18 protein-coding genes are annotated in these 21,916 nt (G+C 65.6%); 5 read left to right on the top strand and 13 right to left on the bottom strand.

Going from position 1 to position 21,916, the window contains the following annotated elements; all coding sequences use genetic code 11:
• Positions 1 to 4 precede the first annotated feature (4 nt).
• The 3 genes from QA635_RS12035 to QA635_RS12025 form a co-directional block, all read right to left on the bottom strand.
• Positions 5 to 1,555 carry an arylsulfatase gene (locus QA635_RS12035; RefSeq protein WP_283071608.1) on the bottom strand — a complete coding sequence of 517 codons (1,551 nt, stop codon included), beginning with the start codon at positions 1,553 to 1,555 and terminating at the stop codon, positions 5 to 7.
• 266 nt (positions 1,556 to 1,821) lie between these two features.
• A complete protein-coding gene (locus QA635_RS12030; protein ID WP_283069187.1) occupies positions 1,822 to 2,817 on the bottom strand; it encodes a formylglycine-generating enzyme family protein in 996 nt (331 codons plus the stop codon).
• A 24-nt stretch (positions 2,818 to 2,841) separates the two neighbouring features.
• Positions 2,842 to 3,081, bottom strand: coding sequence for a hypothetical protein (locus QA635_RS12025; protein WP_283069186.1), 240 nt, complete (start codon positions 3,079 to 3,081; stop codon positions 2,842 to 2,844).
• Between the two features lie 751 nt (positions 3,082 to 3,832).
• Between QA635_RS12025 and QA635_RS12020 the strand changes: the two genes are divergently transcribed.
• The gene (locus tag QA635_RS12020; protein WP_283069184.1) at positions 3,833 to 4,786 is read left to right on the top strand and encodes an AraC family transcriptional regulator; all 954 of its coding nucleotides are present in this window, start codon (positions 3,833 to 3,835) and stop codon (positions 4,784 to 4,786) included.
• Positions 4,787 to 4,815: 29 nt separating this feature from the next.
• Here the strand turns inward: QA635_RS12020 and QA635_RS12015 are convergent, their stop codons facing one another.
• On the bottom strand, positions 4,816 to 5,685 hold the full coding sequence (locus QA635_RS12015) for a DUF2066 domain-containing protein (RefSeq protein ID WP_283069182.1): 870 nt from the start codon (positions 5,683 to 5,685) through the stop codon (positions 4,816 to 4,818).
• Between the two features lie 205 nt (positions 5,686 to 5,890).
• Between QA635_RS12015 and QA635_RS12010 the strand changes: the two genes are divergently transcribed.
• The gene (locus tag QA635_RS12010) at positions 5,891 to 6,904 is read left to right on the top strand and encodes a zinc-dependent alcohol dehydrogenase family protein (RefSeq protein WP_283069180.1); all 1,014 of its coding nucleotides are present in this window, start codon (positions 5,891 to 5,893) and stop codon (positions 6,902 to 6,904) included.
• Positions 6,905 to 7,154: 250 nt separating this feature from the next.
• Here the strand turns inward: QA635_RS12010 and QA635_RS12005 are convergent, their stop codons facing one another.
• Positions 7,155 to 7,928 carry an enoyl-CoA hydratase-related protein gene (locus QA635_RS12005; protein ID WP_283069178.1) on the bottom strand — a complete coding sequence of 258 codons (774 nt, stop codon included), beginning with the start codon at positions 7,926 to 7,928 and terminating at the stop codon, positions 7,155 to 7,157.
• 104 nt (positions 7,929 to 8,032) lie between these two features.
• Here QA635_RS12005 and QA635_RS12000 point away from each other — a divergent pair, with 104 nt between their 5' ends.
• Together QA635_RS12000 and QA635_RS11995 are read left to right on the top strand one after the other, a co-directional pair.
• Positions 8,033 to 9,622: a gamma-glutamyltransferase gene (locus QA635_RS12000; protein WP_283069176.1), complete on the top strand. Its 1,590-nt coding sequence runs from the start codon at positions 8,033 to 8,035 to the stop codon at positions 9,620 to 9,622.
• Between the two features lie 421 nt (positions 9,623 to 10,043).
• A complete protein-coding gene (locus QA635_RS11995) occupies positions 10,044 to 10,415 on the top strand; it encodes a PaaI family thioesterase (protein ID WP_283069174.1) in 372 nt (123 codons plus the stop codon).
• A 12-nt stretch (positions 10,416 to 10,427) separates the two neighbouring features.
• On the opposite strand, the gene QA635_RS11990 is transcribed toward QA635_RS11995, so the two are convergent.
• The 7 genes from QA635_RS11990 to QA635_RS11960 form a co-directional block, all read right to left on the bottom strand.
• The gene (locus QA635_RS11990) at positions 10,428 to 11,123 is read right to left on the bottom strand and encodes a class I SAM-dependent methyltransferase (protein ID WP_283069169.1); all 696 of its coding nucleotides are present in this window, start codon (positions 11,121 to 11,123) and stop codon (positions 10,428 to 10,430) included.
• Between the two features lie 7 nt (positions 11,124 to 11,130).
• Positions 11,131 to 11,625: a hypothetical protein gene (locus QA635_RS11985; protein WP_057015167.1), complete on the bottom strand. Its 495-nt coding sequence runs from the start codon at positions 11,623 to 11,625 to the stop codon at positions 11,131 to 11,133.
• A gap of 47 nt (positions 11,626 to 11,672) precedes the next feature.
• Positions 11,673 to 14,900 carry an adenylate/guanylate cyclase domain-containing protein gene (locus tag QA635_RS11980; protein WP_283069166.1) on the bottom strand — a complete coding sequence of 1,076 codons (3,228 nt, stop codon included), beginning with the start codon at positions 14,898 to 14,900 and terminating at the stop codon, positions 11,673 to 11,675.
• 80 nt (positions 14,901 to 14,980) lie between these two features.
• A complete protein-coding gene (locus QA635_RS11975; protein ID WP_283069159.1) occupies positions 14,981 to 16,273 on the bottom strand; it encodes an NAD(P)/FAD-dependent oxidoreductase in 1,293 nt (430 codons plus the stop codon).
• Between the two features lie 14 nt (positions 16,274 to 16,287).
• Positions 16,288 to 17,019 carry an amino acid ABC transporter ATP-binding protein gene (locus QA635_RS11970; RefSeq protein WP_283069156.1) on the bottom strand — a complete coding sequence of 244 codons (732 nt, stop codon included), beginning with the start codon at positions 17,017 to 17,019 and terminating at the stop codon, positions 16,288 to 16,290.
• On the bottom strand, positions 17,016 to 17,669 hold the full coding sequence (locus QA635_RS11965; RefSeq protein WP_092086188.1) for an amino acid ABC transporter permease: 654 nt from the start codon (positions 17,667 to 17,669) through the stop codon (positions 17,016 to 17,018). The genes QA635_RS11970 and QA635_RS11965 overlap by 4 nt, the downstream gene beginning before the upstream one ends.
• A 183-nt stretch (positions 17,670 to 17,852) precedes the next feature.
• Positions 17,853 to 18,620: an ABC transporter substrate-binding protein gene (locus QA635_RS11960; RefSeq protein ID WP_283069154.1), complete on the bottom strand. Its 768-nt coding sequence runs from the start codon at positions 18,618 to 18,620 to the stop codon at positions 17,853 to 17,855.
• Between the two features lie 182 nt (positions 18,621 to 18,802).
• Between QA635_RS11960 and QA635_RS11955 the strand changes: the two genes are divergently transcribed.
• Entirely contained in the window at positions 18,803 to 19,474 is a 672-nt protein-coding gene (locus tag QA635_RS11955; protein ID WP_425249148.1) for a cupin domain-containing protein, read from the top strand.
• A gap of 174 nt (positions 19,475 to 19,648) precedes the next feature.
• On the opposite strand, the gene QA635_RS11950 is transcribed toward QA635_RS11955, so the two are convergent.
• The gene (locus tag QA635_RS11950) at positions 19,649 to 21,916 is read right to left on the bottom strand and encodes a xanthine dehydrogenase family protein molybdopterin-binding subunit (RefSeq protein ID WP_283069150.1); all 2,268 of its coding nucleotides are present in this window, start codon (positions 21,914 to 21,916) and stop codon (positions 19,649 to 19,651) included.

The following is a 21,916-nucleotide window of genomic DNA, read 5'->3' as shown; positions in this document are numbered from 1 at the left end:
GCGACTATTCGAGACCGCGCTTCTTGAACGACTCGTCGATCTTCTTGTCGACCTGCTTGCGAACCTGATCGATGCTGAAGCTCGCCGGGCGCTGGCTCGGGGGATACTCGGCAAACGTCTGGAGGAACGCCGCCGACTCCATCACCCCTTTGGCAAACAGGTAGGCGTTTTCCACGCGCCATTGGTCATAACCGCTGCCCGAGATCTCGGCGTGCTCATATGGGTCCATGCGCAAGTTGAACATCTTCGGAACGCGCAGCGGCGTGAAGGGGTTCGCCCAAACGTCAAACTGTCCAGGCTGCTCCTGCTTCTCGAAGACGAACTTCCAGTTGTCAAAACGTACGGCTACCAGCGCGCCGTCGTCATTGAAGTAGAAGAAGTCGCCGCGCGCACTCTTGTCCGTCTTACCCGTGATGTAGTCGAGTTGATTGAACCCATCGAGGTGATTGCGGAAGGTGGTCGGGTTACCCTGCGGCTGCCAGCCATTCAAAAGGCGTTCCTTGACGGACGTATCCCCGGCAGCGGCAAGCAGGGTTGGGAACCAGTCGAGGCCCGAAACGATGCCGTTCGCTATCTCGCCGGACTTCACGTGGCCCGGCCAACGAATCATCGCCGGAACGCGGAAGGCACCTTCCCAGTTGGTATCCTTCTCCGAACGGAACGGCGTGGTTGCCGCATCCGGCCAGGTGAAGGCGTTGGGACCGTTGTCGGTCGTGAACACGACGATGGTGTTGTCGGCGATCTTGAGATCCTCAAGAGTCTTCAGGAGCTTTCCGACATTCTGGTCCATCTCCCACATACCATCGGCATACTCGTTGCCGGGCATGCCGCTCTTGCCGCGATATTCCGGTCGAACATGCGTGAAGATGTGCATCCGAGTGAAGTTCATCCAGGTGAAGAACGGCTTGTTGGCCTTCGCCTGCCGCTGGATGAAATCGATCGCAGCGCCTGTCGTCTCATCGTCGACCGTTTCCATGCGCTTGCGCGTCAGCGGCCCGGTGTCCTCGATCTTGCCGTCGGCAGACGACTTGATTACCCCGCGCGGAGAATAGGCTTTGACAAAGTCCGGATCGTTCTTCGGGAAATAGGGACGCTCCGGCTCTTCCTCGGCATTGAGGTGATAAAGATTTCCGAAGAATTCGTCGAAGCCGTGAGCGGTCGGCAAGTACTCGTCCCTGTCGCCGAGATGGTTCTTGCCGAACTGTGCGGTAGAATAGCCAAGCGGCTTGAGCGCTTGAGCGATCGTGATGTCGCCCTTCTGGAGTCCGACTGTCGCGCCGGGGATGCCGACCTTGCAGAGTCCGGTACGCAGACAGGCCTGCCCGGTGATGAAGGTCGAGCGCCCCGCGGTGCAGCTGTTCTCGGCGTAGTAGTCCGTGAAGATCATGCCTTCATTGGCAATGCGGTCGATGTTCGGCGTCTTGTAGCCGACGACCCCGCGGGTATAAGCGCTGATGTTCGCTTGACCGACGTCGTCACCGAAGATCACGAGGATGTTCGGCTTTGCCGCAGCCGGTTGTTGCGCGGACGCAGTCCGTTGAGCAAACGGGACCATGCTCGAAGCGAGCAGCGCCGCCGCCAGCAACGTCCCGCCAAGCAGCTTGCCTCCTAGACTCGATTTCTGATTCTCTACTCTCGGAAAACTACCATCATTACTCATTCGATGCTCCCTTACACGGATCGCAGCTGTGATGTGGCCTCAGGTTGATGCTTGCTTCACTTGTTCACTTTCACTCTGTTCTGTGACGCTCCCCGGCTTCAATTCACGACAGCAACCATTTCTTTTGCTTCCCGGTGTTGAGTATCGACGCGGACATCGCTTCAACTCCCTGACTGACCGGTCCGCGACCGCACCACACATCTGAACCCGACATGGCTGGTCGACGTATCGACCGGTTCGGCATGCCGCGCGGCGGGGCGATAGCGGCGGCAATAGTTCGGGGCACAGAGATGCGAGCCGCCCTTCAGCACCTTCCGCGGAATCTTGATCGCGGGCTGGGCGGGGTCGTAGCTCGCCTCCTCGCGGCCGCCGCGCGGATTCTGCGGGATGCAGCAGGGCTTCGCGGCGTCGGCCTCATGACCGGCGGACCACCAGTCGGCGGTCCACTCCCAGACGTTGCCGATCATGTCGTGGACGCCGTAGCCATTGGGCGGAAACGCGGTCACCGGCGAGGTGCGGTCGAAGCCGTCCTCGCAGAGGTTCTGAATCGGGAAATTGCCCTGCCACGTGTTGGCCATGTGCTTGCCGCCGGGCGTCAAGGCATTGCCCCAGGCGAACTCCTCCGCCTCGAGCCCGCCGCGCGCCGCGAACTCCCACTCGGCTTCGGTCGGAAGTTCCTTGCCGGCCCATTTGGCGTAGGCGAGCGCATCGGCATAGGCGACGTGGACGACCGGATGGCTGCCGAGCACGTTGATGTTGCTGCGCGGGCCGTAGGGGCGGCGCCAGTTCGCGCCCTTCATCAAGGTCCACCATTGGCTCCAGTCGCGCAGGGTGGTGACGCGGCGCGGCGGCTGAAACACCAGCGAGCCGGCGTAGAGCATATGCGGCAGCGCACCCGGATATTGCGCGGGATCCGGCGGCCGCTCGGCGACCGTGATGTGCCCGGTCTCCCGCACGAATTGGCGGAATTGAGCGTTGGTCACCGGGGTGCGGTCGATCCAGAAGCCGTCGACCGACGCGCGATGCGCCGGCGCCTCCTCGGGATAATGCTGGTCGGAGCCCATGCGGAACGTGCCGCCGGGAATCCAGACCATGTCGTCGGTCTGGACGCGGTCGTCACGCTCTCGTTCAGTGGGGGCGATCTCTACCCGGGACATGGCGATGCACCTCTTTTTTGCGCATTACCGCGAGCAGTAGTCCCAGAAGCCCTGTGTTCGCGACGGGTCGGTGTAGTACCAGCACATGCCGGCTGCCGGCGGCGGTCCCGCCCAGGCGGCTGCGCTCGCCGCGCTGACGAAACCGATCGCTGCGCCGGCCGCGACCGCGCCCCCGATCGGCCAGCCGTACCAGCCGGGCCGCGCCCAACCTCCGGGCCGAGGTCCAACCCAGCGCGTGCCGCCGCCGTGCCAGCCGGGCCTCACTCCCGGACCCACTACGGTCCGGCTACGATAAGCAACCGCACCGCCGCGCGGTCCCACGGCAACGCCGCCCCGGCGCGCGACCGCGCGCACCTGCACAACGTTACCGCTGCCTTCTTGCTGTTCGATGATCGGCAATGAAGCGGAAGAGCCGATGCTGACCGCCGACGCCGGGCCGGCCTGTGCGACAATCGCGGCTGCTCCAACGAGCGCCAGACGGAAAATCCTGTTGAAGATCGGAGCGTTATGATCTCGGTGACCGAACGTCGTCCATGATTGGGTCGTGCCTGAGTGCATTGTCGCGCCCTTCCATTTTTCTGTGCTGCACTTTTCGGCAGCGTTGATCCGTCAGGCCTTCTTCCCTTTTCTCCTCCGTTGCCGATCCATATGCACACTTGCGTGCACAGGATTTCCCCATCGTGACCCGTTCCACTGGACGTTGTCACGAGCGAATTCTGCTGTCAGTTCAAACGATAGCGGAACGCACTATACAAGTGATGTGCACTTTGTGCCAATCTCAACCCCGAGGCGTGCAGGCTTAACGGAAGATGCTCGAATTCGATCAATCCGATCCGGTCGGCCTTATTGCTTTCTCGAAAAAACAAGCGAAAATCTGCACGTTTGCAAATCCACCACCACGATCTCGCCATGCGAATCAAACCAATCTAGGCACATTGTCGCGGCCGCACTTTTTGTACCGACTTCAAGCATTTGGTTTTAGTAGATTAATCGCGCTGCAGTTGTGAACGTGGATATGGGCCAACACCTGACGGTCAGCACCGGCGAGCTTGACGGCTTCGAGGGTCTTCACGATGCCGTCAAAGGTTCGCATGTCGAAGTCATGCAGCTTGAGCGCGGCAAGTTGCGCGGCACATTGTCTCACGTCGGGATCGGTGACTTTTCGCTCAGCATCGGCGCGTTCAATGTCGGGGTCCGCACCCAGCGCATCTCGACCGATCCCAAGCTGATCATCGGAATGCTGCTGAACGCGACCGACCGTGTCACGCATTGGGCGTTCGACATGCAGCCGGCCGATGTGCTGGTGATTCCGCCGTCGGTCGAGCATGACGGGGTCTTTCACAGCGCTTCGTCCTACGCCGCCATCCGCTTCGACCTCGCTGATCTGCCCGACATATTCGGCGGCGAGCCGCGGCTCGCCGACGCCGAAACCTGGCAGGCCAAGAACCACTTTCGCGCCGACCCCACGATCGGCATGGGCGCGGCGGACAAACTGCCGCGGATCGTCGCGCACCTCGCGCGCTATCCAGACGCCTTGACGGACGCGTCGGCCGACTTCTGGAGGCGCGCGATCGTCGACTGCGTGACCGCGACCGTCGTGACATCGCTGCCGCCCGACGAAACGAGCTATCTGCCGTCGGCGATGCGCTTGGTGCGCCACGTCGAGGACTATCTGCACGCCGCGGGCACGCGCCCGGTCCATGTCTCGGAAATCTGCACCGAGCTTCGGCTGTCGCGACGCAGCCTGCACCGCGCCTTCCACGAGGTGTTCGGGGTCGGCCCGGTGACTTTCCTGCGCTACAAGCGGCTCTGCATGATCCGTTCGATCCTGCGCGAAAGCACCCCGGACCAGACCACCGTCTCCAAGGTTGCGATCGAACAGGGCTTCATCGAACTCGGGCGCTTCTCGCAATATTACCGCGCGATGTTCGGGGAGTATCCGTCGCAGACGCTCGGTTATGCCGGCTAGAAGCAGGCAGCCGCTACGCTTGCGCAAACTCATCTCGCTCGCGCCGGATCGCCATTGCCCGACAGCACCTGCGCGGCGCCGCCGACGCCGCGGCGGAAGGCTTCATCGAAGGTGACCCCGCGAAACTGCCATTTGTAATCCTTACCGTGCCAGGCCATCCGCCATTGCGTGGCCCAGCCGAGATCCTTGTCGTCCCAGACCAGCCGACCGAGCAGGCTGGCCTCGCCGCCTTGCGCCGCGACGATCGAACTCAGCTTCGCCGGCGGCGTCTTCAACAGTTCGGCGGCGGTGAGGTTGGCGCTCGTCAATGCCGCTGTATCGGGCAGCACGAAACGCATGCCGCGTTTTCCGGCCGCAGCCGCAAGCGCGTCGCGTTGCAGGTCGGACTGCGTCCCGTCGGATGTGACGATGTAGTCCTTTGGACCGTGCTGCATCTCGGCGAAGACGCCGAGCACCGGTCGCTGCGACCGCCACGGCTTGAGACCGAGCCTGGCGAGAATGCCGTCGATCTTCTTCTCGTCGAAATCCACCGTCAGGTCGTAGGGCCGGTCGCGGGTGCCCTGCTCGTCATGATGCGGCTTGCCGGCATATTGATCGTGATAGTCGAAACTGCTGACGAAATCCTTGGCCTTCGATTTGTAGGCAGCTAGCCGGCGGTCGCCTGCCAGCATTGGCTGACCGGAAACCTTGATCAGCACATCTTCCAAACATGCACCGAAGCCAATGATGCGGTTCGGCTCGCCCTGGCCGGTGACGACGGTCTGCGCGCGGTAGAGGCTGTCGTCTGCCGCGGCCATCGCACCACAGCAAGCGATCCATGCAGCGGCAAGCAGCACGCAAACCGCGCCGCGTGCGAGCGTTGCGATCAGATCGCGCTTCGTCTCAAGCAAGGCAGCCATGGTCACCTCCGCTCGGTCACTTCATTGACGCCACAGATTGGCGGTATTTCCCGGTCGCGCGCCAACGCGTTCGGGACATGGGCGCCATTCCATCGGCCGCACTGTGCGCTCTGGCCACGCGCGGCAGGCCTGGCATATGCTCAGCGCATGCGCGGCAGCGCCGCGAGCGCTGCCCAACACAAGAGCACCGAGCAGGAGACGTTCCGTGAAATGCTATGAGTTGCAAGGCCCCGGCGGCGTCGACGCGCTGGCGTTGGTCGACAAGCCGGTTCCGCAAGCCGGCCCGGGCGAGGTCCTGGTGCGGCTGAAGGCGGCGACGCTGAACTATCGCGACCTGCTCACGGTCAAGGGCGGTTACGGCTCGCGCCAGAAATTTCCGCTGGTGCCGGTCTCCGACGGCGCCGGCGTGGTCGAGGCGGTCGGCGCCGGCGTCAGCAGCTTCGCACCCGGCGATCGCGTGATCGGCAGCTTCTTCGAAAGCTGGCTCGGGGGCGAGCCGAGCGAGGCGCGGATGCGCGCGGCGCTCGGCGGCAGCGTCGACGGTGTGCTGACCGAGTACCGGGTCTTCCCCGCGCATGCGCTGGTGCGCACGCCGGATCATCTGAACGACATCGAGGCCGCGGCACTGCCATGCGCCGGCCTCACAGCGTGGAGCGCGGTGGTCAAGCTCGGCGACATCAAGCCGGGGCAGACGGTGCTGACCCAGGGCACCGGCGGCGTCTCGCTGTTCGCGTTGCAATTCGCCAAGATGTGCGGCGCCCGCGTCATCGCGACATCCTCCAGCGACGCCAAGATCGCGCGGCTGCAACAACTCGGCGCCGATGTCACGCTCAACTACAAGACCACGCCCGATTGGGGCAAGAAGGCGCGCGAGCTGACCGGGCGCGGCGTCGATCTCGTCGTCGAGGTCGGCGGCGTCGGCACGCTGAACGAGTCGATCCGTGCCACCAGGATCGGCGGCACCATCGCCTTCATCGGCGTGCTCGCAGGTCCCGCCTCGTCCGATACGCGGCTGCCGCTGATGGTGATGCAGCAGCAGCGGCTGCAAGGCGTCACCGTCGGCTCGATCGAGGATCTGCAGGCGCTGTGCGACGGCATCAGCCTGCACGGCGTCAAGCCCGTGATCGACAAGGTGTTCGCGTTCGACCAGGCCAAGGCCGCGTTCGCCCACATGGCGAGCGGCGCGCATTTCGGCAAGATCGCGATTGCGATCGGCTAGCACGTGCACGATCAAGGCCTGGAGCATGCTGAGATTGCGCCGAACAGCGACGGCGCTGCGCTCCCTCGCCCCGTTCTTAGGGGGAGAGGGTTGGGGTGAGGGGCTGCCTCCGCGTATGTCTGGTGATAGCTGTATTCGCGGAGACCCCCCTCACCCGGAACGCATCGAACGATGCGTTCCGACCTCTCCCCGCACGCGGGGCGAGGTGAAGCGGAGCCCGCCGCTCGATTCGAGGTAAGCTCATCCCGCTCTAGCGCCCCGTGAACTGGGCCTTGCGCTTCTCGACGAAGGCCTGGCGGCCTTCCTTCGCGTCGGCGCTCTCGCGGATCACCTGCTGCAGCTCGATCTCACGGCGGAACTGATCGGCGTAGCTGGCGTGCTCGCTCTCCTCGAGCAGCTGCCGCGTCGCGACCAGCGCGCGCGTCGGTCCGTCCGCGAGACGGCCGGCGAGCGCCTTCGCCTCGCCGAGCAGTTTGGCATCATCGACCACGTCGCGCACCAACCCCCACTCCTTGGCCCGTTCGGCCGGCAGCGGCTCGTTCAGCAACATCAGGTCGAGCGCGCGCTGGCGGCCGATCAGGCGCGGCAACAGCCAGGTCGAGCCGAGATCGGGCACCAGGCCGATCCGGCTGAACACCTGGATGAAGCTCGCCGAGCGCGCCGCCAGGATGATGTCGCCGGACATCGCGAGGCTGAAGCCGCCGCCGGCCGCGACGCCGTTGACCGCGACCACGACAGGCACGCGGCATTCGCGCAAGGCCTGCATCGCCGGCCAATAATGTCTCATCACGCCGGTGTAGATATTGTCGCCGAGCGACTGGAACGCCTTGAGGTTCTGCCCGGAGCAGAAGCCGCGTCCCTCCCCGGTCAGAACCAGCGCGCGGATGTCCGGGTCGAGGCTCATCTCGCCGACGGCGAGTGCGAGATCGCCGAGCAGTTCCGGCGTCATGGCGTTCAGGCTCGCGGGATCGTTGAGCGTCAGGATGCCGACCTTGCCGTCCCGTTCACGCTTCACACCGGTCATTTTCCGCTCCCTGAAATTGGTTCTTGTTGTTGCACTGACAGTGCCATGCTTGGCATGCTACGCCAACGTGTCCCACCCGCAACAAGAACAGCGAAAGCAACGCCATGTCCGACCAGTTCTCCAACTCGCAAGTGATCCGCAAGCCGGCCGTCAGCGCCAAGGGCGGCATCGTCGCCGCACAGTCGCGCCGGGCGGCCGAGGTCGGCGCGGAGGTATTGGCTGCGGGCGGCGATTGCGTCGACGCCGTGATCGCAACCACCTTCGCGCTTGGCGTCGTGGAGCCGTGGATGAGCGGCGCCGGCGGCGGCGGCGCGATGGTGCTGTATCGCGCCAAGGAGAACCAAGTCGAGGTGATCGACTACGGCATGCGCGCGCCCGACGGCCTGCGCATCGAGGATTATCCGCTGACCGGCGGCGCGGCCTCCGACCTGTTCCCCTGGGCGCGGGTCAAGGACGACCGCAACCTGCACGGCCCCGGCTCGATCGCGGTGCCCGGCGTCGTTGCCGGCATGGAGGAAGCGCATCGCCGCCACGCCAAAATGCCGTGGAAGGACCTGCTGGCGCCGAGCGTCAAGCTCGCCGGCGAGGGCCTTTTGGTCGATTGGTGGACCACCGCGATGATCGCAAGCTCCGCCGCCGATCTGCGGCGCTATCCCGCCAGCGCGGCGGCGTATCTGCAGGACGGCCTGCCGCCGAACGCGCAATGGGGCATCAGGTCGGTGGTCCGCATGCCGCAGGACAAGCTGAAGGCGACGATGGCGCAGCTCGCCGCGGCCGGTCCGCGCGATTTCTACGAGGGCGATCTGGCGCGCAGCATCGCCGACGACATCCAGGCCGCCGGCGGCGCGCTGTCGGTGCGCGACCTCGCCGCCTTCCGCGCCCATCTGCGCGAGCCGCTGAAAATTCCCTACCGCGGCGGCACGGTCTATGCGACGCCGGAGCTGACCGCGGGTCCCACGATGGCGCGCACGCTCGGCCTTTTGCAAAAGGCGCTGGCGCCTGCCCAGGGCGGTCCGGATGCGGCGGCCTACGCTGCCTATGCCGAGGCGCTGCAAGCCGCCTATCGCGAGCGGCTGAAGGACATGGGCGACGTCGACGGCCGTCGCGCGCTCGGCGCCGAAGCGATCGCGCCAAGCTGCACCACGCATTTCTCCGCGGTCGACCGCGACGGCAACATGGCCGCGGTGACGCAGACGCTGCTGTCGACCTTCGGCTCCAAATTCGTGACGCCGAACACCGGGCTGACCATGAACAACGGCATCATGTGGTTCGATCCGACGCAAGGCAATCCGAACTCGCTCGCGCCCGGCAAGCGCTGCCTGACCAACTACACGCCTGTCGTGGCGCAGGCCGCCGACGGCCGCACGCTTGCCGCGGGCGCATCGGGCGGCCGCCGCATCCTGCCGGCAGTGTCGCAACTGCTCTCCTTCGTGATGGATTTCGGCATGGATCTCGACGCCGCGATCCACCAGCCGCGGATCGACGCCAGCGAAGGCGCCGTGGTGATCGGCGACAAGCGCCTGCCCGCGAGCGTACGCGAGGCGCTGCGCGGCCGCTTCGACTTCGAGGAGGCCCGTATCCAGACCCTGCCGATGAAGTTCGCCTGCCCGAGCGTCGTGCTGCGCGACGGCACCACCAACAGCGGCGCCACCGAGCCGTTCCAGCCCTGGGGCGATGCGGTCGCGGAGGGGTGAGTTATACGCACGACTCCTTCTCCACCGTCGTCCCGGCGCAGGCCGGGACCCATACGCTGCAGCGAGAATTGTGGATCGCGCTCGTCGTTCCAGCATCGCGAAACAACGACCATCGGTGGTTATGGGTCCCGGCCTTCGCCGGGACGACAGTGAATGTGTTGCACGACCTGTGAGTCACACGCTCGCATTCTCGCGACACGATCTGCCCGCGCCTTGCTCTTCGTTCCGCTCCCTCTCGATCGGAGGGCGCAGGGAAAGCCAGGTGCCGATCGCACCCATGGCCTCGTGCAAAAGGTCGGGCCGCTCAGTGATTTGGCGCTTTTCGCCACCCGCGCCCGCGGACATTGCATGAGCCAGACGGGCTGATACATTTGGACCGACAACAATTGCGGTGACCGGCTTGAGTGAAGCAAGCGCAGACGTGCCGCCCGGCGCGCGACTTCTTGGACGCGAGTGGCTGGGCTTCGACGGTGAAATCGCCACAGTCCGTTTCGAGGCGCAACCCTCGTTCACCAACCGCCACGGAACGATCCAGGGTGGTTTCCTTGCCGCGATGCTGGATTCAGCGACGGGCCTCGGCGCCCTCGCAGTGCTGCCCGCAACGCGGACCGTCGTGACCAGGACCCTCACCACGCGGTTTCTCAAACCGGCGCGCGTCGGCCCGATCACGGCCAAGGCGAAGGTCATCTCGCAGACCGACCGCGACATGATCGTCGAAGCCGATCTGATCGACGCCAACGATGTAACGGTCGCCAGCGCCACCGCCGAGTTGCAGGTTCTGGACAAGCGATAGTCCGCAGCCCGATCAGCAATCCCTACATCGCGCCAGCAGGGTGACTTCGTTCAGTCCGTAACCGTCGATGGTCTCGACGGTGCAGCCAAGCTCGCGTTCGCAATAATCGATCCACGGCTCGGGGCTGGTGCAATAGAGCTGCACCGGCGACGCATCGGCGGCCGCCGTGCCTTCCGTCCCGCCGGTAACGAAGTTGACGCTGAAGCCACGCAGGCTGGCGCGGCGCAGGTCGGCCAGCATCCCGGCGACAAATGCCTCCCAGGATCGGCGGCAGCCGCCGACATCGACATTCATGATGCCGCTCGCGACCGAATAGGTCGCGCGACGCAGGCTGCCCTTGCCGACCTTGAAGCGGCGCCCCGGCGCCGAGAAACGGCGGCGCGCGCGGCTGATCATGGCGAGCGACAGGTCGATCCCGAGATAGTCGATCTCCGCTTGCGGATGGCGCCTTGCGAGATAAGCGCACAGCGCGCCGTATCCGCAGCCGATGTCGTTCAGGCTGAACGGTGCGGAGAAGTCGCAGAGCTTCAGCAACTGGACGAAGCGAAGGTCCTGGGTGGCCTGGCAGGACCAGTCCACCCCGCGCGGGGTGGCGCCGTATTTGGCGACCCGCGCGCTGTAGTAGGATTCGACATCGGCATAGAGGTCGGAGAACCGTGCGCGGTCGCCTTCGGCGCCGACACCTGCGGTCTCCGCTGCGATGCTCACGTCTGGCTCATTTCTTGGCTTTGGCCCGCCGCTGCTTCGCCATCGCAGCAAGCTCCTTGCGGGCGACCTGGCTTGGCTTGGTCGGGATCGACAGAACCCGATACGACTGGGTCGAGTAGATCAGCGGCGTATGGCCATCGGCTGCAAACGTCACCTTCGGATTTTCCTTCATGGCGTGAACGCTAACGAGCACCGGCAGATACGGACCCTGCGTGAGCGCCTGCCGGAACGCCTGGACCACCCGCTTGTATCCGCTCACATTGGGCTGATCGGAAGGATAGTCCTTCAGCGTGCCGAGGAAAGTATACCAGCGCTTCCGCTCGACCCGGTCGGCCGGCTCGATCCCGATCAGCCGGAACGACTGTTCGAGGGGATGATTGGGAGAGAAGATGTCGAACTCCTTTTGCAGCTCCACCATCTCCATGATCCCGCCGGGACCAAACCGCTTGTTCAGCAGATCAAGGACATCGCGCGTCGTATCGTCTTGAATCATCCGTCCCATTAAAACCCCCTCAGTACCTTGTTTCCAGAAATGAAAAATCGGCGCGTCTAGCGTCGCTCAAGATGCAATCGAAGCTGATCGAGTTGTGGTGTGAAATAGACTGCCCCCGAGACATCGAGCAGATTCTGAGCGCCGCCGACAATCTCGTCAAGCTCCTCATGTGACGTGCTGCCCAAGGCGCAAACGATCAGGCCGCGCAGCACGGTCGCGTGCAGCTCGGCGACGCGATCAGTCCTTCGCCGCGCGACCATCAGCGCCTCGTCCACCGCTTGCAGGGCCGCATGGTGGTCGGCGGCGCGATAGAGCGCTTCGGCCAGATCCGCCAGCATGCGCGCCTCGAATTCGAGGCCGGCTCGCGCAGAGCGCGCAAAGTCGATCGCTTCCTGAAGCTGGGCGGCGGCAACCTTGAAATCGCCCGCGGCGCCGCTGGCGAGGCCGGCGCTGGCGAGCGCCGCGACCCGCAGATAGGGCGTGCCGGACTGCTCGGCCAGTTCGGCGATCCTCGCCGCGTGCGGCTTGGCGAGTTCGGGCCGGCCGCGGCTCCAGCCCATCTCCACCATCGCAAAATGCGGAATGAACTGCACGACGGCGGCGAAGCGCTCCGGCTCGGCCCGCAGCACCTCGGCGATCCGCCGTTCGGCCTCGTCGAACCGGCCGAGCCGCACCAGAATTCTGGTGCCGAGACACCTGATCCAGTGCTCGACGTCGAAGCCGAGAATCTGGTTCGGGTTGAGACCGAGTGTGACGTTGTTGTGAAAACCGCCCTGCTCGGCAATCGCGGCAACCGCCACCTGACCGGCGTCGAGCGCCTCGGCAAGACGGCCCGACAGGAAGAACGCCTGGCTCAGCATGGCGTTGACCGTCGCAAACCGTCCGACGTCCCCGGTGCCGGAGGTGAGCTTCAAGGCGTCCTGCACGAGCTTGACATAGTCGTCGGCCGCCGCGGTCGCGGCCAGGATCCTGCCGTAGGCGCCGAGCAGGATCGGCTCGTGCACCGGGTCCGCCGCGCGTGCGTATTTGATCGCCTCTTCGGCATAGGGCTTGACCTCTTCGGCGGACATCCCCTCACGCCAGCCGAAGTTGAGGATCTGGCCGCTCGACATCGCCCGCAGCCGGTCGACATATTCGGACGGGGGCTGGTCCTGCAGCAGGGCGCGAACCTTTTTCCAGCTTTTCATTGCCTCGGCGGAGTTGGTCTTGCCGATCCAGCGCGCCGCACGCTGCAAATGGGTGACCGCCTCCAGCGGCTGGCCCGCGGCCTCGTAGTGATAGGCGAGCAGCCCGGCAAACTCGTCGAGCTTGCCCCAGTCGAAGCCCTCGATGGCCTTGGCGACAGTCGCATGCAGCGTGGTCAGCCGCGACCGCAACTGAGTTGCGTAGGCGACCTCCTGGATCAACGGATGGCGAAACGCCAGCAGTCCCTTGTCGTAGGGCGGCAGGTCGTAAAGCAGCTCGGCCTGGCGCAGCTGCGCGATGGCATTCTGCAAATCGTCGTTCGGCAGCGCCGCGACCGGACGCAGCACCGACATCGCGACCAGCCGGCCGATCACCGCCGCCGTCTCGAGCACCTGCTTGGCGATATCCTCGAGGTGATCGATGCGAGCGGCCACGACGGCCTGCACCGTCGCGGGCAGCGGCACCGCATCGACGCCATGCTTGAGCCGGTAGTTGCCGCGTTCGCCCTCGACATTGCCGCGCTCCACGACGGTGTTGGCAAGCTCCTCGATGAAGAACGGATTGCCCTGCGCGCGTTCAATGACGTTGCTGCTCAGCGAGGCCAGCGAGGGATGCCTGCCGAAATGCTCGCGGAGCAGCTCGTTCGAATCGGACCACGGCAGCGGCGGGATTGCGATCTGACGGTAGTGCGACCGCTGCATGAAAGGTGCCGTGAAGCCCGGCCTGAAATTGACCACCAGCAACGTCGCGGTGCCGACGATGGCATCGACCAGCGTCTCGACGAACTCTTCGCTCGCGGCGTCGATCCAGTGCAGGTCCTCGATCATGACGACCGCCGGCGTGTCCCCGGGGCGCGCATGCACCAGCGTTCGAACCAGTTCGAGCAGTTGCAGCCGCAGCGCGCGCGGATCGAGCTTCGGGGCCGGATGCGCCGGATCGGCGAGCCCGAGGAATTCGAGCAGCACCAGCAATTCCTGCTCCGACGCGGCCATCTCGGCAAAACGGTCGATGACGCGACGCCGGGATGTCTCGATCGGCTCCTTGGCACGGATGCCGAAGATGTCGCGCAACAGCTCGAGCACGGGCTGGAACGGTGTTGCGCGGCCATGCGCCAGCACGCGGGCCTCGTAGACGCGAATGCCCTTGCGGCGGCAGTTTTCGGCGAACTCGAAGCAGAGCCGGCTCTTGCCGATGCCGGCGTCGCCGACCATGCCGACGACCCGGCCGTCGCCGCCAACTGCACGCGACAGCTCATGCTCCAACGCCGCCATCTGCTCGGTCCGGTTGACCATCGAGGTCAGGCGGCGGCCGCTGCGGAAAACGTCGCTGGCGGGCGCGCTGAGCAGCCCGGTCAGCCGAAAGACCTCCACCGGCATGGAGATGCCGCGAATGGTCTGCATGCCGAGCGGCGTGACCTCGACGAATTGCCTGGCGCCGAGATAGGTGTCCCGCGTGATGAGGATGGCGCCCTCATCCGCCATCTGCTCCATCCGGTTGGCGATATGGACGTTGGCGCCGGCGGCGTCGTAGGTCTGATAGATTGTGTTTTCCACCGTTTGAACGACGACTTCGCCGGTGTGCAGCCCGACCCGGATCTGCATGCCGGGATCGGCGAGCCTGGCCACCGAATCCTGCATGGCGAGCGCGGCGAGACAGCCGCGGACCGCATGGTCCTCGTGCGGGCGCGGCGGCGCGCCGAACAGCGCCATGACGCCGTCGCCCTGGATCTTGTTGACGATGCCGTCGTAGCGGTGGACCGCCTCCTTCATCAGGTCGAGCACCGGCTCGAGGCGCCGCATGCCGAGTTCGGGATCGCCGAGGCTGTCGATCAGATTGGTCGAGTTGCGGATATCGGCAAACAGCAGAGTGAGGTTCTTGCGTTCGCCGCCCTTGGTGCTGAGCGAACGCAGCAGCCGCTGCGAGGGCGCGTCGGGACGAACGCTGCCCGCGGCGAGCGCGGTGCCGCAGCGGCCGCAGAAGCGGCTGGAGGGCCCGTTCACATGCTGACAGGAGTCACATTTGAGGCCTAATGGCGCACCGCAATCTTCACAATAATCGTTGCCAGCCCGGTTTGCGCGGCCGCATCGCTCGCACTGCATGAACAGCCTTCCAATAAAGACTGCGAATATATCCGACGCGCGAGATTAGCCCAGCACATTCTGTAATTGTGTTAAATGCCTCACACACCGAGGTAGTCCCGCACCCGGCCGGTCAGCACGGCCGTGGTGACGCCGACCCGCCAGAAGGCGTGCGTCGGGATCGGTTTGATACCGGTCACGGGCATGTCGATCTCGGCCTTGGGGCCGCCGATCAGGCGGCGCGCCAGCTCTGCGCCCATCGCGGTCGAGAGCGCGACGCCGCGGCCGTTACAGCCGAGCGAGATCAGCAAATTCTCCGCGGGCTCATGGACATGCGGGTAGTGATCGGCGGTGATGGCAAGGCGGCTGTTCCAGCCGTGGGTCCAGCTGACGCCCTTGAGCTGCGGCCATAGCCGCTCGGCGTAGCGGATCAGATAGGCGACGTCGGTCGGCTTGCTGATCCAGCGCATCGGGCCGCGGCCGCCCATCAAGAGCCGATTGTGCTGGTCGATGCGGTAATAGACCGTGATGTGGCCGCTTTCGTAGAGCACCGGCCGGGTCGGCATGATCGCGCGCGCGATCGCCTCGGACAGCGGCGCCGTCGCCGCGATCGACGAGAACACCGGCACGATGCTGCGGCGAAGCGCCGGCCAGAGATCATCGGTAAAGCCGTTGGTCGCGAGCAGCACCTTGTCGGCGAGCACGACCGCGCGCGGCGTCTCGATCCGCCAGCGGCCGCCGTCGCGGCGCAGCCGCAGCGCCGGGGTCTCGCCATGGACGGCGACGCCGGCCCCGATCGCGGCGCGTGCCAGCCCGCGGGCATAGCTCAGCGGATGCAGGTCGCCGCCGCGCGCATCCAGCATGGCGCAGAGGTAACGGTCGCTGCCGGTCATCTGGCGCATCTCGGCGGCGTCGAGCAGCTTCACCGGCATGCCACGCCGGATGCACTGCTTTGCGGTGGTCGCGATCGCCGCTGCGCTGGCTTCGTTGTAGGCGGCGCGCAGCGTGCCGTTCTGCCTGGCCTCGCAGGGGATCTGGTAGCGGCGGATCAAGTCATGCGTGAAGTTGGTGGTGCCGTAGGAGAATTCGATCATGCGGCGGCCGAGATCGGCGCCGAAATCCTGCTCGATCTGGTCGGGGTCGTGCTTCAGTCCCGGATTGGTCTGCCCGCCATTGTTGCCGGAGGCGCCCCAGCCCGGCTCCTGCGCTTCGAGCACGGTCGCCAGCACGCCCTGCTCGGCGAGGTGCAGCGCGGTCGACAGGCCGGTGAAGCCGCCGCCGATGATCGCCACCGGCACGCTCTTGTCCGATGTGAGCTGAAGCGTCGGCGTCGCCTGCACCGCGGTGTCGGCATAGAGGCTCGGTGGCAGCGGCAGGCGGATTGGCGCGTTCATTACAGGTGACCTGATCACAGCGGATGCAGCACGCGGCGCAGGAAATCCTGGGTGCGCGGGTGCTGGGGTTGGTTGAGGACCGATTTGGCGGCGCCCTGCTCGACGATGACGCCGCCGTCGATGAACAGCACGCGGTCGGCGACGTCGCGGGCAAAGCCCATTTCATGGGTGACGACGACCATGGTCATGCCGTCGTCGGCGAGCTTGCGCATCACCGACAGCACCTCGCCGACCAGTTCCGGATCGAGCGCGGAGGTCGGCTCATCGAACAGGATCGCCTTCGGCTGCATCGCCAGCGCCCGCGCGATCGCGACGCGCTGCTGCTGGCCTCCGGAGAGTTTTGGCGGATGCACCTCGGCCTTGTCGGCGAGCCCGACCTGCGCGAGCAGCGCACGGCCGCGGGCGATCGCCTGCTCGCGCGGCTCCTTCTTCACATAAAGCGGTCCCTCGATGACGTTCTCGAGCGCGGTGCGATGCGGAAACAAATTGAAACGCTGGAACACCATCGAGACCTGGGTGCGGATCGCCACGATCGAGCGGTCATTGCTGTCGACGCGCGCGCCCTCGACGCTGATCTCGCCGCGATCGTAGCTCTCGAGCCCGTTGATGCAGCGCAGGATGGTCGACTTGCCGGAGCCGGACGGGCCGATGATGCAGACCACCTCGCTCCTGGCGACGGAGGCGGTGATGCCCTTCAGCACCTCGACCCTGCCAAAGCTCTTGTGGACGTCGCGGAGCTCGATCATTTGCGGTTCGCCTTGTTCTCGAAGTGCCGAACCAGCAGGATGAGCGGGATGCTCATGGTGAGGTACATCAGCGCCACCAGCGTGAACACGCTGGTGTTCTTGAAGGTCGAGGAGGCGATCAGCTTGCCCTGCAGCGCGAGCTCGGCGACCGTGATGGTGGACGCCTGCGAGGAATCCTTCAGCATCATGATCATGATATTGCCGTAGGGCGGCAGGATGATCCTGACCGCCTGCGGCAGCACCACGCGGCGCATGGTGAGCCACCAGCCCATCCCGATGGTCTGCGCCGCCTCGATCTGCCCCTTGTCGATCGCCTCGATGCCGGCGCGGAAATTTTCCGCCTGATAGGCCGAATAGGCAATGCCGAGCCCGATGATCGCGGCCTGCAGCGCCGATAGCGCGATGCCGAAATCGGGCATCACGAAATAGATGTAGAACAGCAGCACGATGATCGGGATGCCGCGGATCACGTTGATCAACGAGGCGCTGAGCCCGACCAGGACGCCGATGCCGGACACCCGCATCAAGGCCCACACCAGCCCGAGCACGGTCGACAGCAACAGCGAGCCGACGGTGACGACGATGGTCAGCCAGACACCCTGCAGCAGGATCGGCACGAACTCGACGGCGTCATGGAAGAATTTTTGCATCGGCTAAATTTATCCCGTCCCGTCACCCGCTCCCGTCATCCTGAGGAGCGGCGTCTTCGCCGCGACTCGAAGGATGAATCGGCCCGGCTGGTGGCCGTCGACCCTTCGAGACGCGCTACGCGCTCCTCAGGGTGACGGGTCACTCTTGCGTAGCCCGGCAAGCCCAGTAGAAGCACACGCGCGTCACGACGCGTTGGCCTTCTGGCCCCATTTCTCCAGGATCTTTGCGATCGTGCCGTTCGCCTTCAGCTTGGCGAGCGAGGCATTGATCTTCGCGAGCAGTTCGGTGTCGCTCTTGCGGACACCGATCGCGACGGTGCCGACGGTGACCGGCTTGTAGCCGTCGACCAGACGGACGTCGGCGAAATTGCCCTGCTGCAGATTGTAGGCGAGGATCGGATAATCGGCGAAGCCGGCCTTGAGGCGGCCCGCATTCACGTCGCGCAGGATGTCGGGAATGGTATCGTAGACCTTGACCTCGCTGAACAGCCCGGTCTTCTTCAGCGCATCGACGAAGGCAGTACCGACCTGGGCGCCGACCACGGTGCCCTTCAGATCCTCCTGCGAGGCATAGGCCTTGGTGTCGGCCTTCGGCACCACCAAACCTTCACCATAGGTGTAGACCGGCTCGGAGAAGTCGATCACCTCCTTGCGCGCGGCGGTGGCGAACATCGCAGCCGCAATGATGTCGATCTTGTTCGCGGTCAACGAGGGGATCAGCGCCGAGAACTGCATCGGCTCGATCTGCACGGTAAAGCCGGCATCCTTGCCGATCTCGGTGGCGAGATCGACCATGATGCCCTGGATCGAGTTGGTCTTGGTGTCGAGGAAGGTGAAGGGAATGCCGGTCGGGGTCGACCCGACCTTCAGCACCTGCTGCGCCCCTGACGGCGCGGTCAAGGCAAGGGCGAGCGCCGCCACCGCGGCCTGGACGAGACGCTGAAACGACATCGCAACACCTCCCGAAGCTGGCCTTGGCGCCGCATCGCCCGCGCGTTTCGGGCTTTTGGTTGCGGTCGACGCCGTTCCGGCCTATTTTCACCAATATGAAAATGTGGTCACGAAACCGCGGCCAATGCAAGCGGTTTTCATGCACATGAAGGAAGCGAACTGACGTGAGCGGCGGCAACAGAATGCGTAAAGGCGCGGCAGCAGGGCCCGCGACGGCACGCCGCGCGGCCAAGAAACCGGCCAGGAAACCGGTGAAGAAACCGGTCGGCAAGCCGGCGGAGCCCGCGATGGATCTCGCGGTCGGACGCCGCATACGCGACCTGCGCCGCAGTAAGGAAATGTCGCTGGAGGTGGTCGCCGCGCGCACCGATTTGTCGATCGGCTTCATCAGCCAGATCGAGCGCGGCCTGTCGTCGCCCTCGCTGCGCGTACTGGCGACATTGGCCGACGTACTCGGCGTCGGCATCGCCGCGCTGTTCGGCGCGACGCCCAGGAATGACGGCGCCGGCGGCATCGTGACCCGCGAGGTGCAGCGCGCCGAGCTGAAGCTGTGGCGCACGGGAATTTCAAAGCAGCTGCTGAGCCCGGCCGGCAGCGAGAGCCGGCTCAACCTGTTCCTGGTGCATCTCGAGCCCGGCGGCAACACCGGCGACGAGTTCTATACCCATGACGGCGAAGAGGCCGGCCTCGTGCTCCAGGGCGAGATGACGCTGACGGTGGACACGGAGACCTGGACGCTGAAGCAGGGCGACAGTTTCCGCTTCGCCAGCCGCCGCCCGCACCGGTTTTCCAACCCGGCGCGCGATGCGAAGGCCGTGGTGCTGTGGGTGAATTGCGTGACGGCGGCGGGGTGACGGCCCATCTACCTCCGCCGTCGTCCCGGCGAAGGCCGGGACCCATTACCACCAATCTTGATTGTCGAAGGGGAAGCGGCCCCAGCGTCCTGCCATAACTCACATTCGTGGTTATGGGTCCCGGCTTTCGCCGGGACGACACCTGTTATTATGGAGCCCTCATGTCGAGCCGCATCACCTCAACCCCATCACCACTTCCTCGATCTTGATCGGGAAATTCCGCACGCGGATGCCGGTGGCGTGGAAGACGGCGTTGGCGACGGCGCCGGCGCTGCCGGTGATGCCGATCTCGCCGACGCCCTTGATGCCGAGCGGGTTCACATGGGGATCGTGCTCGTCGACCGTGATCACCTCCATCGGCGGCACGTCGGCATTCACGGGCACATGATACTCGGCAAGGTTGGCATTCAGGATGCGGCCGGACCGCTTGTCCATCACCGCCTCCTCGTGCAGCGCGAAGGAAAGGCCCCAGATCATGCCGCCGCGCAGCTGGCTCTGCACCATCAACGGATTGATGATGCGCCCTGCGGCGAACGCGCCGACCAGCCGCGTGGCGCGGATCTGGCCGAGTTCCGGATCGACCTTCACCTCGGCAAAGACAGCGCCATGCGCGTGCATCGCATATTGCGATTGCGCCGCCGGATCGGCCGCACCCGTGCCGGAGGCCTCGACCTCGGCAACGCCGGCGCGCGCCAGGATCTCGGCGTAGCTTTCGCTGCGCGCATCATCGTCGCGGCGATGGAGCCGCCCGGCCCGCGCCACCACGCCGGCATTGCCGGCGCCGAACAGCGGCGAGCGCTCATCGGAGGTCGCAAGCTCGGCGAGTCTTGCGATCACCGCCGCACCGGCATTGTGGATCGCGGCACCGACCGTTGCGGTGTGCGCGGAGCCGCCGGCGATGCCGGCATCCGGCAGGTCCGACGTGCCCGACAGGAACGAGATCTGCTCGAGATCAAGCGCCAGCGCATCGGCCGAGATTTGCGTGAGCGCGGTCCAGGCGCCTTGCCCCATGTCATGCGCGCCGCTCTCCATCACGCCGCGTCCGTCGGCGCGGATCACGGCCCGGGCATTGCCCTGGAACATCAGCGCCGGGAATGTCGCGGTGCCCATGCCCCATCCGACCAGAAAGCCGTTCTCGTCGCGCATCTGCCTTGGCTGCAGCGGACGCCCCGCCCAGCCGAAACGTTCGGCGGCCCTGGCGTAGCACTGCCGCAGCGCCTTGGAGGAAAACGGTTTGCCGGTGGTCGGCTCGACCTCGGCGTAGTTCCTCAGCCGGAATTCCAGGGGATCGATGCCGCAGGCGAATGCCGCCTCGTCGATCGCGCTTTCCAGCGCGATCGATCCGGTGGCCTCGCCCGGCGCGCGCATGAACAACGGCGTGCCGGTGTCGACGCGCACCGCCTCATGCGCGGTGCGGATTGCCGGGCTCGCATAGAGCGTGTGCGAGGCGTCCGCCGCCGGCTCGTAGAAATCGTCGAAGCTCGACGTCGTGACGCGCGCCTCGTGATCAAGTGCGGTCAGCAGGCCGTCGTCACCAGTGCCGATCCGGATGCGCTGGCGGGTCTGCGGACGATGGCCGACCGGGCCATACATCTGGCTCCGCCGCAGCACCAGCTTGACCGGACGCCCGACCAGCTTCGCCGCCATGACGCCGAGCACCTGCGGCCCGGAGACCAAGCCCTTGGAGCCGAAGCCGCCGCCGAGGAACGGGCTGTTGATGTGGATGTTGCCGGGCGGAACGCCGAACAGGCCGCCGATCCGCATCTGCGCCATCGCCATGCCCTGGCTCGGCGTGTCGAGGAACAGGCGGTCGCCGTCCCACACCGCGACGATCGCGTGCGGCTCCATCGCGTTGTGATACTGCGCCGGCGTCTCGTAAGTTGCGTCGATCCGCTTCGATGCAGCGGCAAGGCCGGTATCGATATCGCCATGGCGGACTTCGGCGGGATTACCGATGCCGACCACCGGCGGCGCATAGGCTTCGCCGGCGTCGAGGCCGACGCGCGCGATCTCGACCTGGTAGCGCGGCGACAGCAGTGCGGCGCCTTCGGTGGCGGCCTCCAGCGTCTCCGCGATCACGACCGCGATCGCCTGGTTGGCGTAGCGCACCTCGTCGCTCTGCAACAGTTCCATGCGGAAGGCGAACGGATTGCCCTTGGCGTCCGGGTCCTCCGCGAGTTCCGGCTTGTGTGCCGGCGTCATCACGTCGATGACGCCCGGATGGCGCTTGGCGGCAGCGACGTCGAGCGCGGTGACGCGGCCGCGCGCGATGCAGCTGGTCGCGATCACGGCATAGACCATGCCGGGCGGATGATTGTCGGCGGCATAGCGGGCCTTGCCGGTCACCTTCAGCGTGCCGTCGGTGCGGGTCAGCGGCTGGCCGATATTCGAGCCGTGCCTGAGATGGGCGGGGTCGCGGGTCAGATTGAGTTCAGCCGTCAT

Origin of the sequence: Bradyrhizobium brasilense (genome assembly GCF_029714345.1) — a bacterium.
Taxonomy (GTDB): Bacteria; Pseudomonadota; Alphaproteobacteria; order Rhizobiales; family Xanthobacteraceae; genus Bradyrhizobium; species Bradyrhizobium australafricanum.
Note: the sequence above shows the minus strand (reverse complement) of the source record. Positions and strands in the feature narration are given on the sequence as shown.

What these genes read in the sequence shown, in the direction of transcription:
- QA635_RS12035 (WP_283071608.1), bottom strand. Translation starts at nt 1,555, where the DNA reads ATGGTCCCGTTTGCTCAACGGACTGCGTCCGCGCAACAACCGGCTGCG.
- QA635_RS12030 (WP_283069187.1), bottom strand. Translation starts at nt 2,817, where the DNA reads ATGTCCCGGGTAGAGATCGCCCCCACTGAACGAGAGCGTGACGACCGC.
- QA635_RS12020 (WP_283069184.1), top strand. Translation starts at nt 3,833, where the DNA reads ATGGGCCAACACCTGACGGTCAGCACCGGCGAGCTTGACGGCTTCGAG.
- QA635_RS12015 (WP_283069182.1), bottom strand. Translation starts at nt 5,685, where the DNA reads ATGGCTGCCTTGCTTGAGACGAAGCGCGATCTGATCGCAACGCTCGCA.
- QA635_RS12005 (WP_283069178.1), bottom strand. Translation starts at nt 7,928, where the DNA reads ATGACCGGTGTGAAGCGTGAACGGGACGGCAAGGTCGGCATCCTGACG.
- QA635_RS12000 (WP_283069176.1), top strand. Translation starts at nt 8,033, where the DNA reads ATGTCCGACCAGTTCTCCAACTCGCAAGTGATCCGCAAGCCGGCCGTC.
- QA635_RS11985 (WP_057015167.1), bottom strand. Translation starts at nt 11,625, where the DNA reads ATGGGACGGATGATTCAAGACGATACGACGCGCGATGTCCTTGATCTG.
- QA635_RS11980 (WP_283069166.1), bottom strand. Translation starts at nt 14,900, where the DNA reads ATGCAGTGCGAGCGATGCGGCCGCGCAAACCGGGCTGGCAACGATTAT.
- QA635_RS11975 (WP_283069159.1), bottom strand. Translation starts at nt 16,273, where the DNA reads ATGAACGCGCCAATCCGCCTGCCGCTGCCACCGAGCCTCTATGCCGAC.
- QA635_RS11970 (WP_283069156.1), bottom strand. Translation starts at nt 17,019, where the DNA reads ATGATCGAGCTCCGCGACGTCCACAAGAGCTTTGGCAGGGTCGAGGTG.
- QA635_RS11965 (WP_092086188.1), bottom strand. Translation starts at nt 17,669, where the DNA reads ATGCAAAAATTCTTCCATGACGCCGTCGAGTTCGTGCCGATCCTGCTG.
- QA635_RS11960 (WP_283069154.1), bottom strand. Translation starts at nt 18,620, where the DNA reads ATGTCGTTTCAGCGTCTCGTCCAGGCCGCGGTGGCGGCGCTCGCCCTT.
- QA635_RS11955 (WP_425249148.1), top strand. Translation starts at nt 18,803, where the DNA reads ATGCGTAAAGGCGCGGCAGCAGGGCCCGCGACGGCACGCCGCGCGGCC.
- QA635_RS11950 (WP_283069150.1), bottom strand. Translation starts at nt 21,916, where the DNA reads ATGACGGCTGAACTCAATCTGACCCGCGACCCCGCCCATCTCAGGCAC.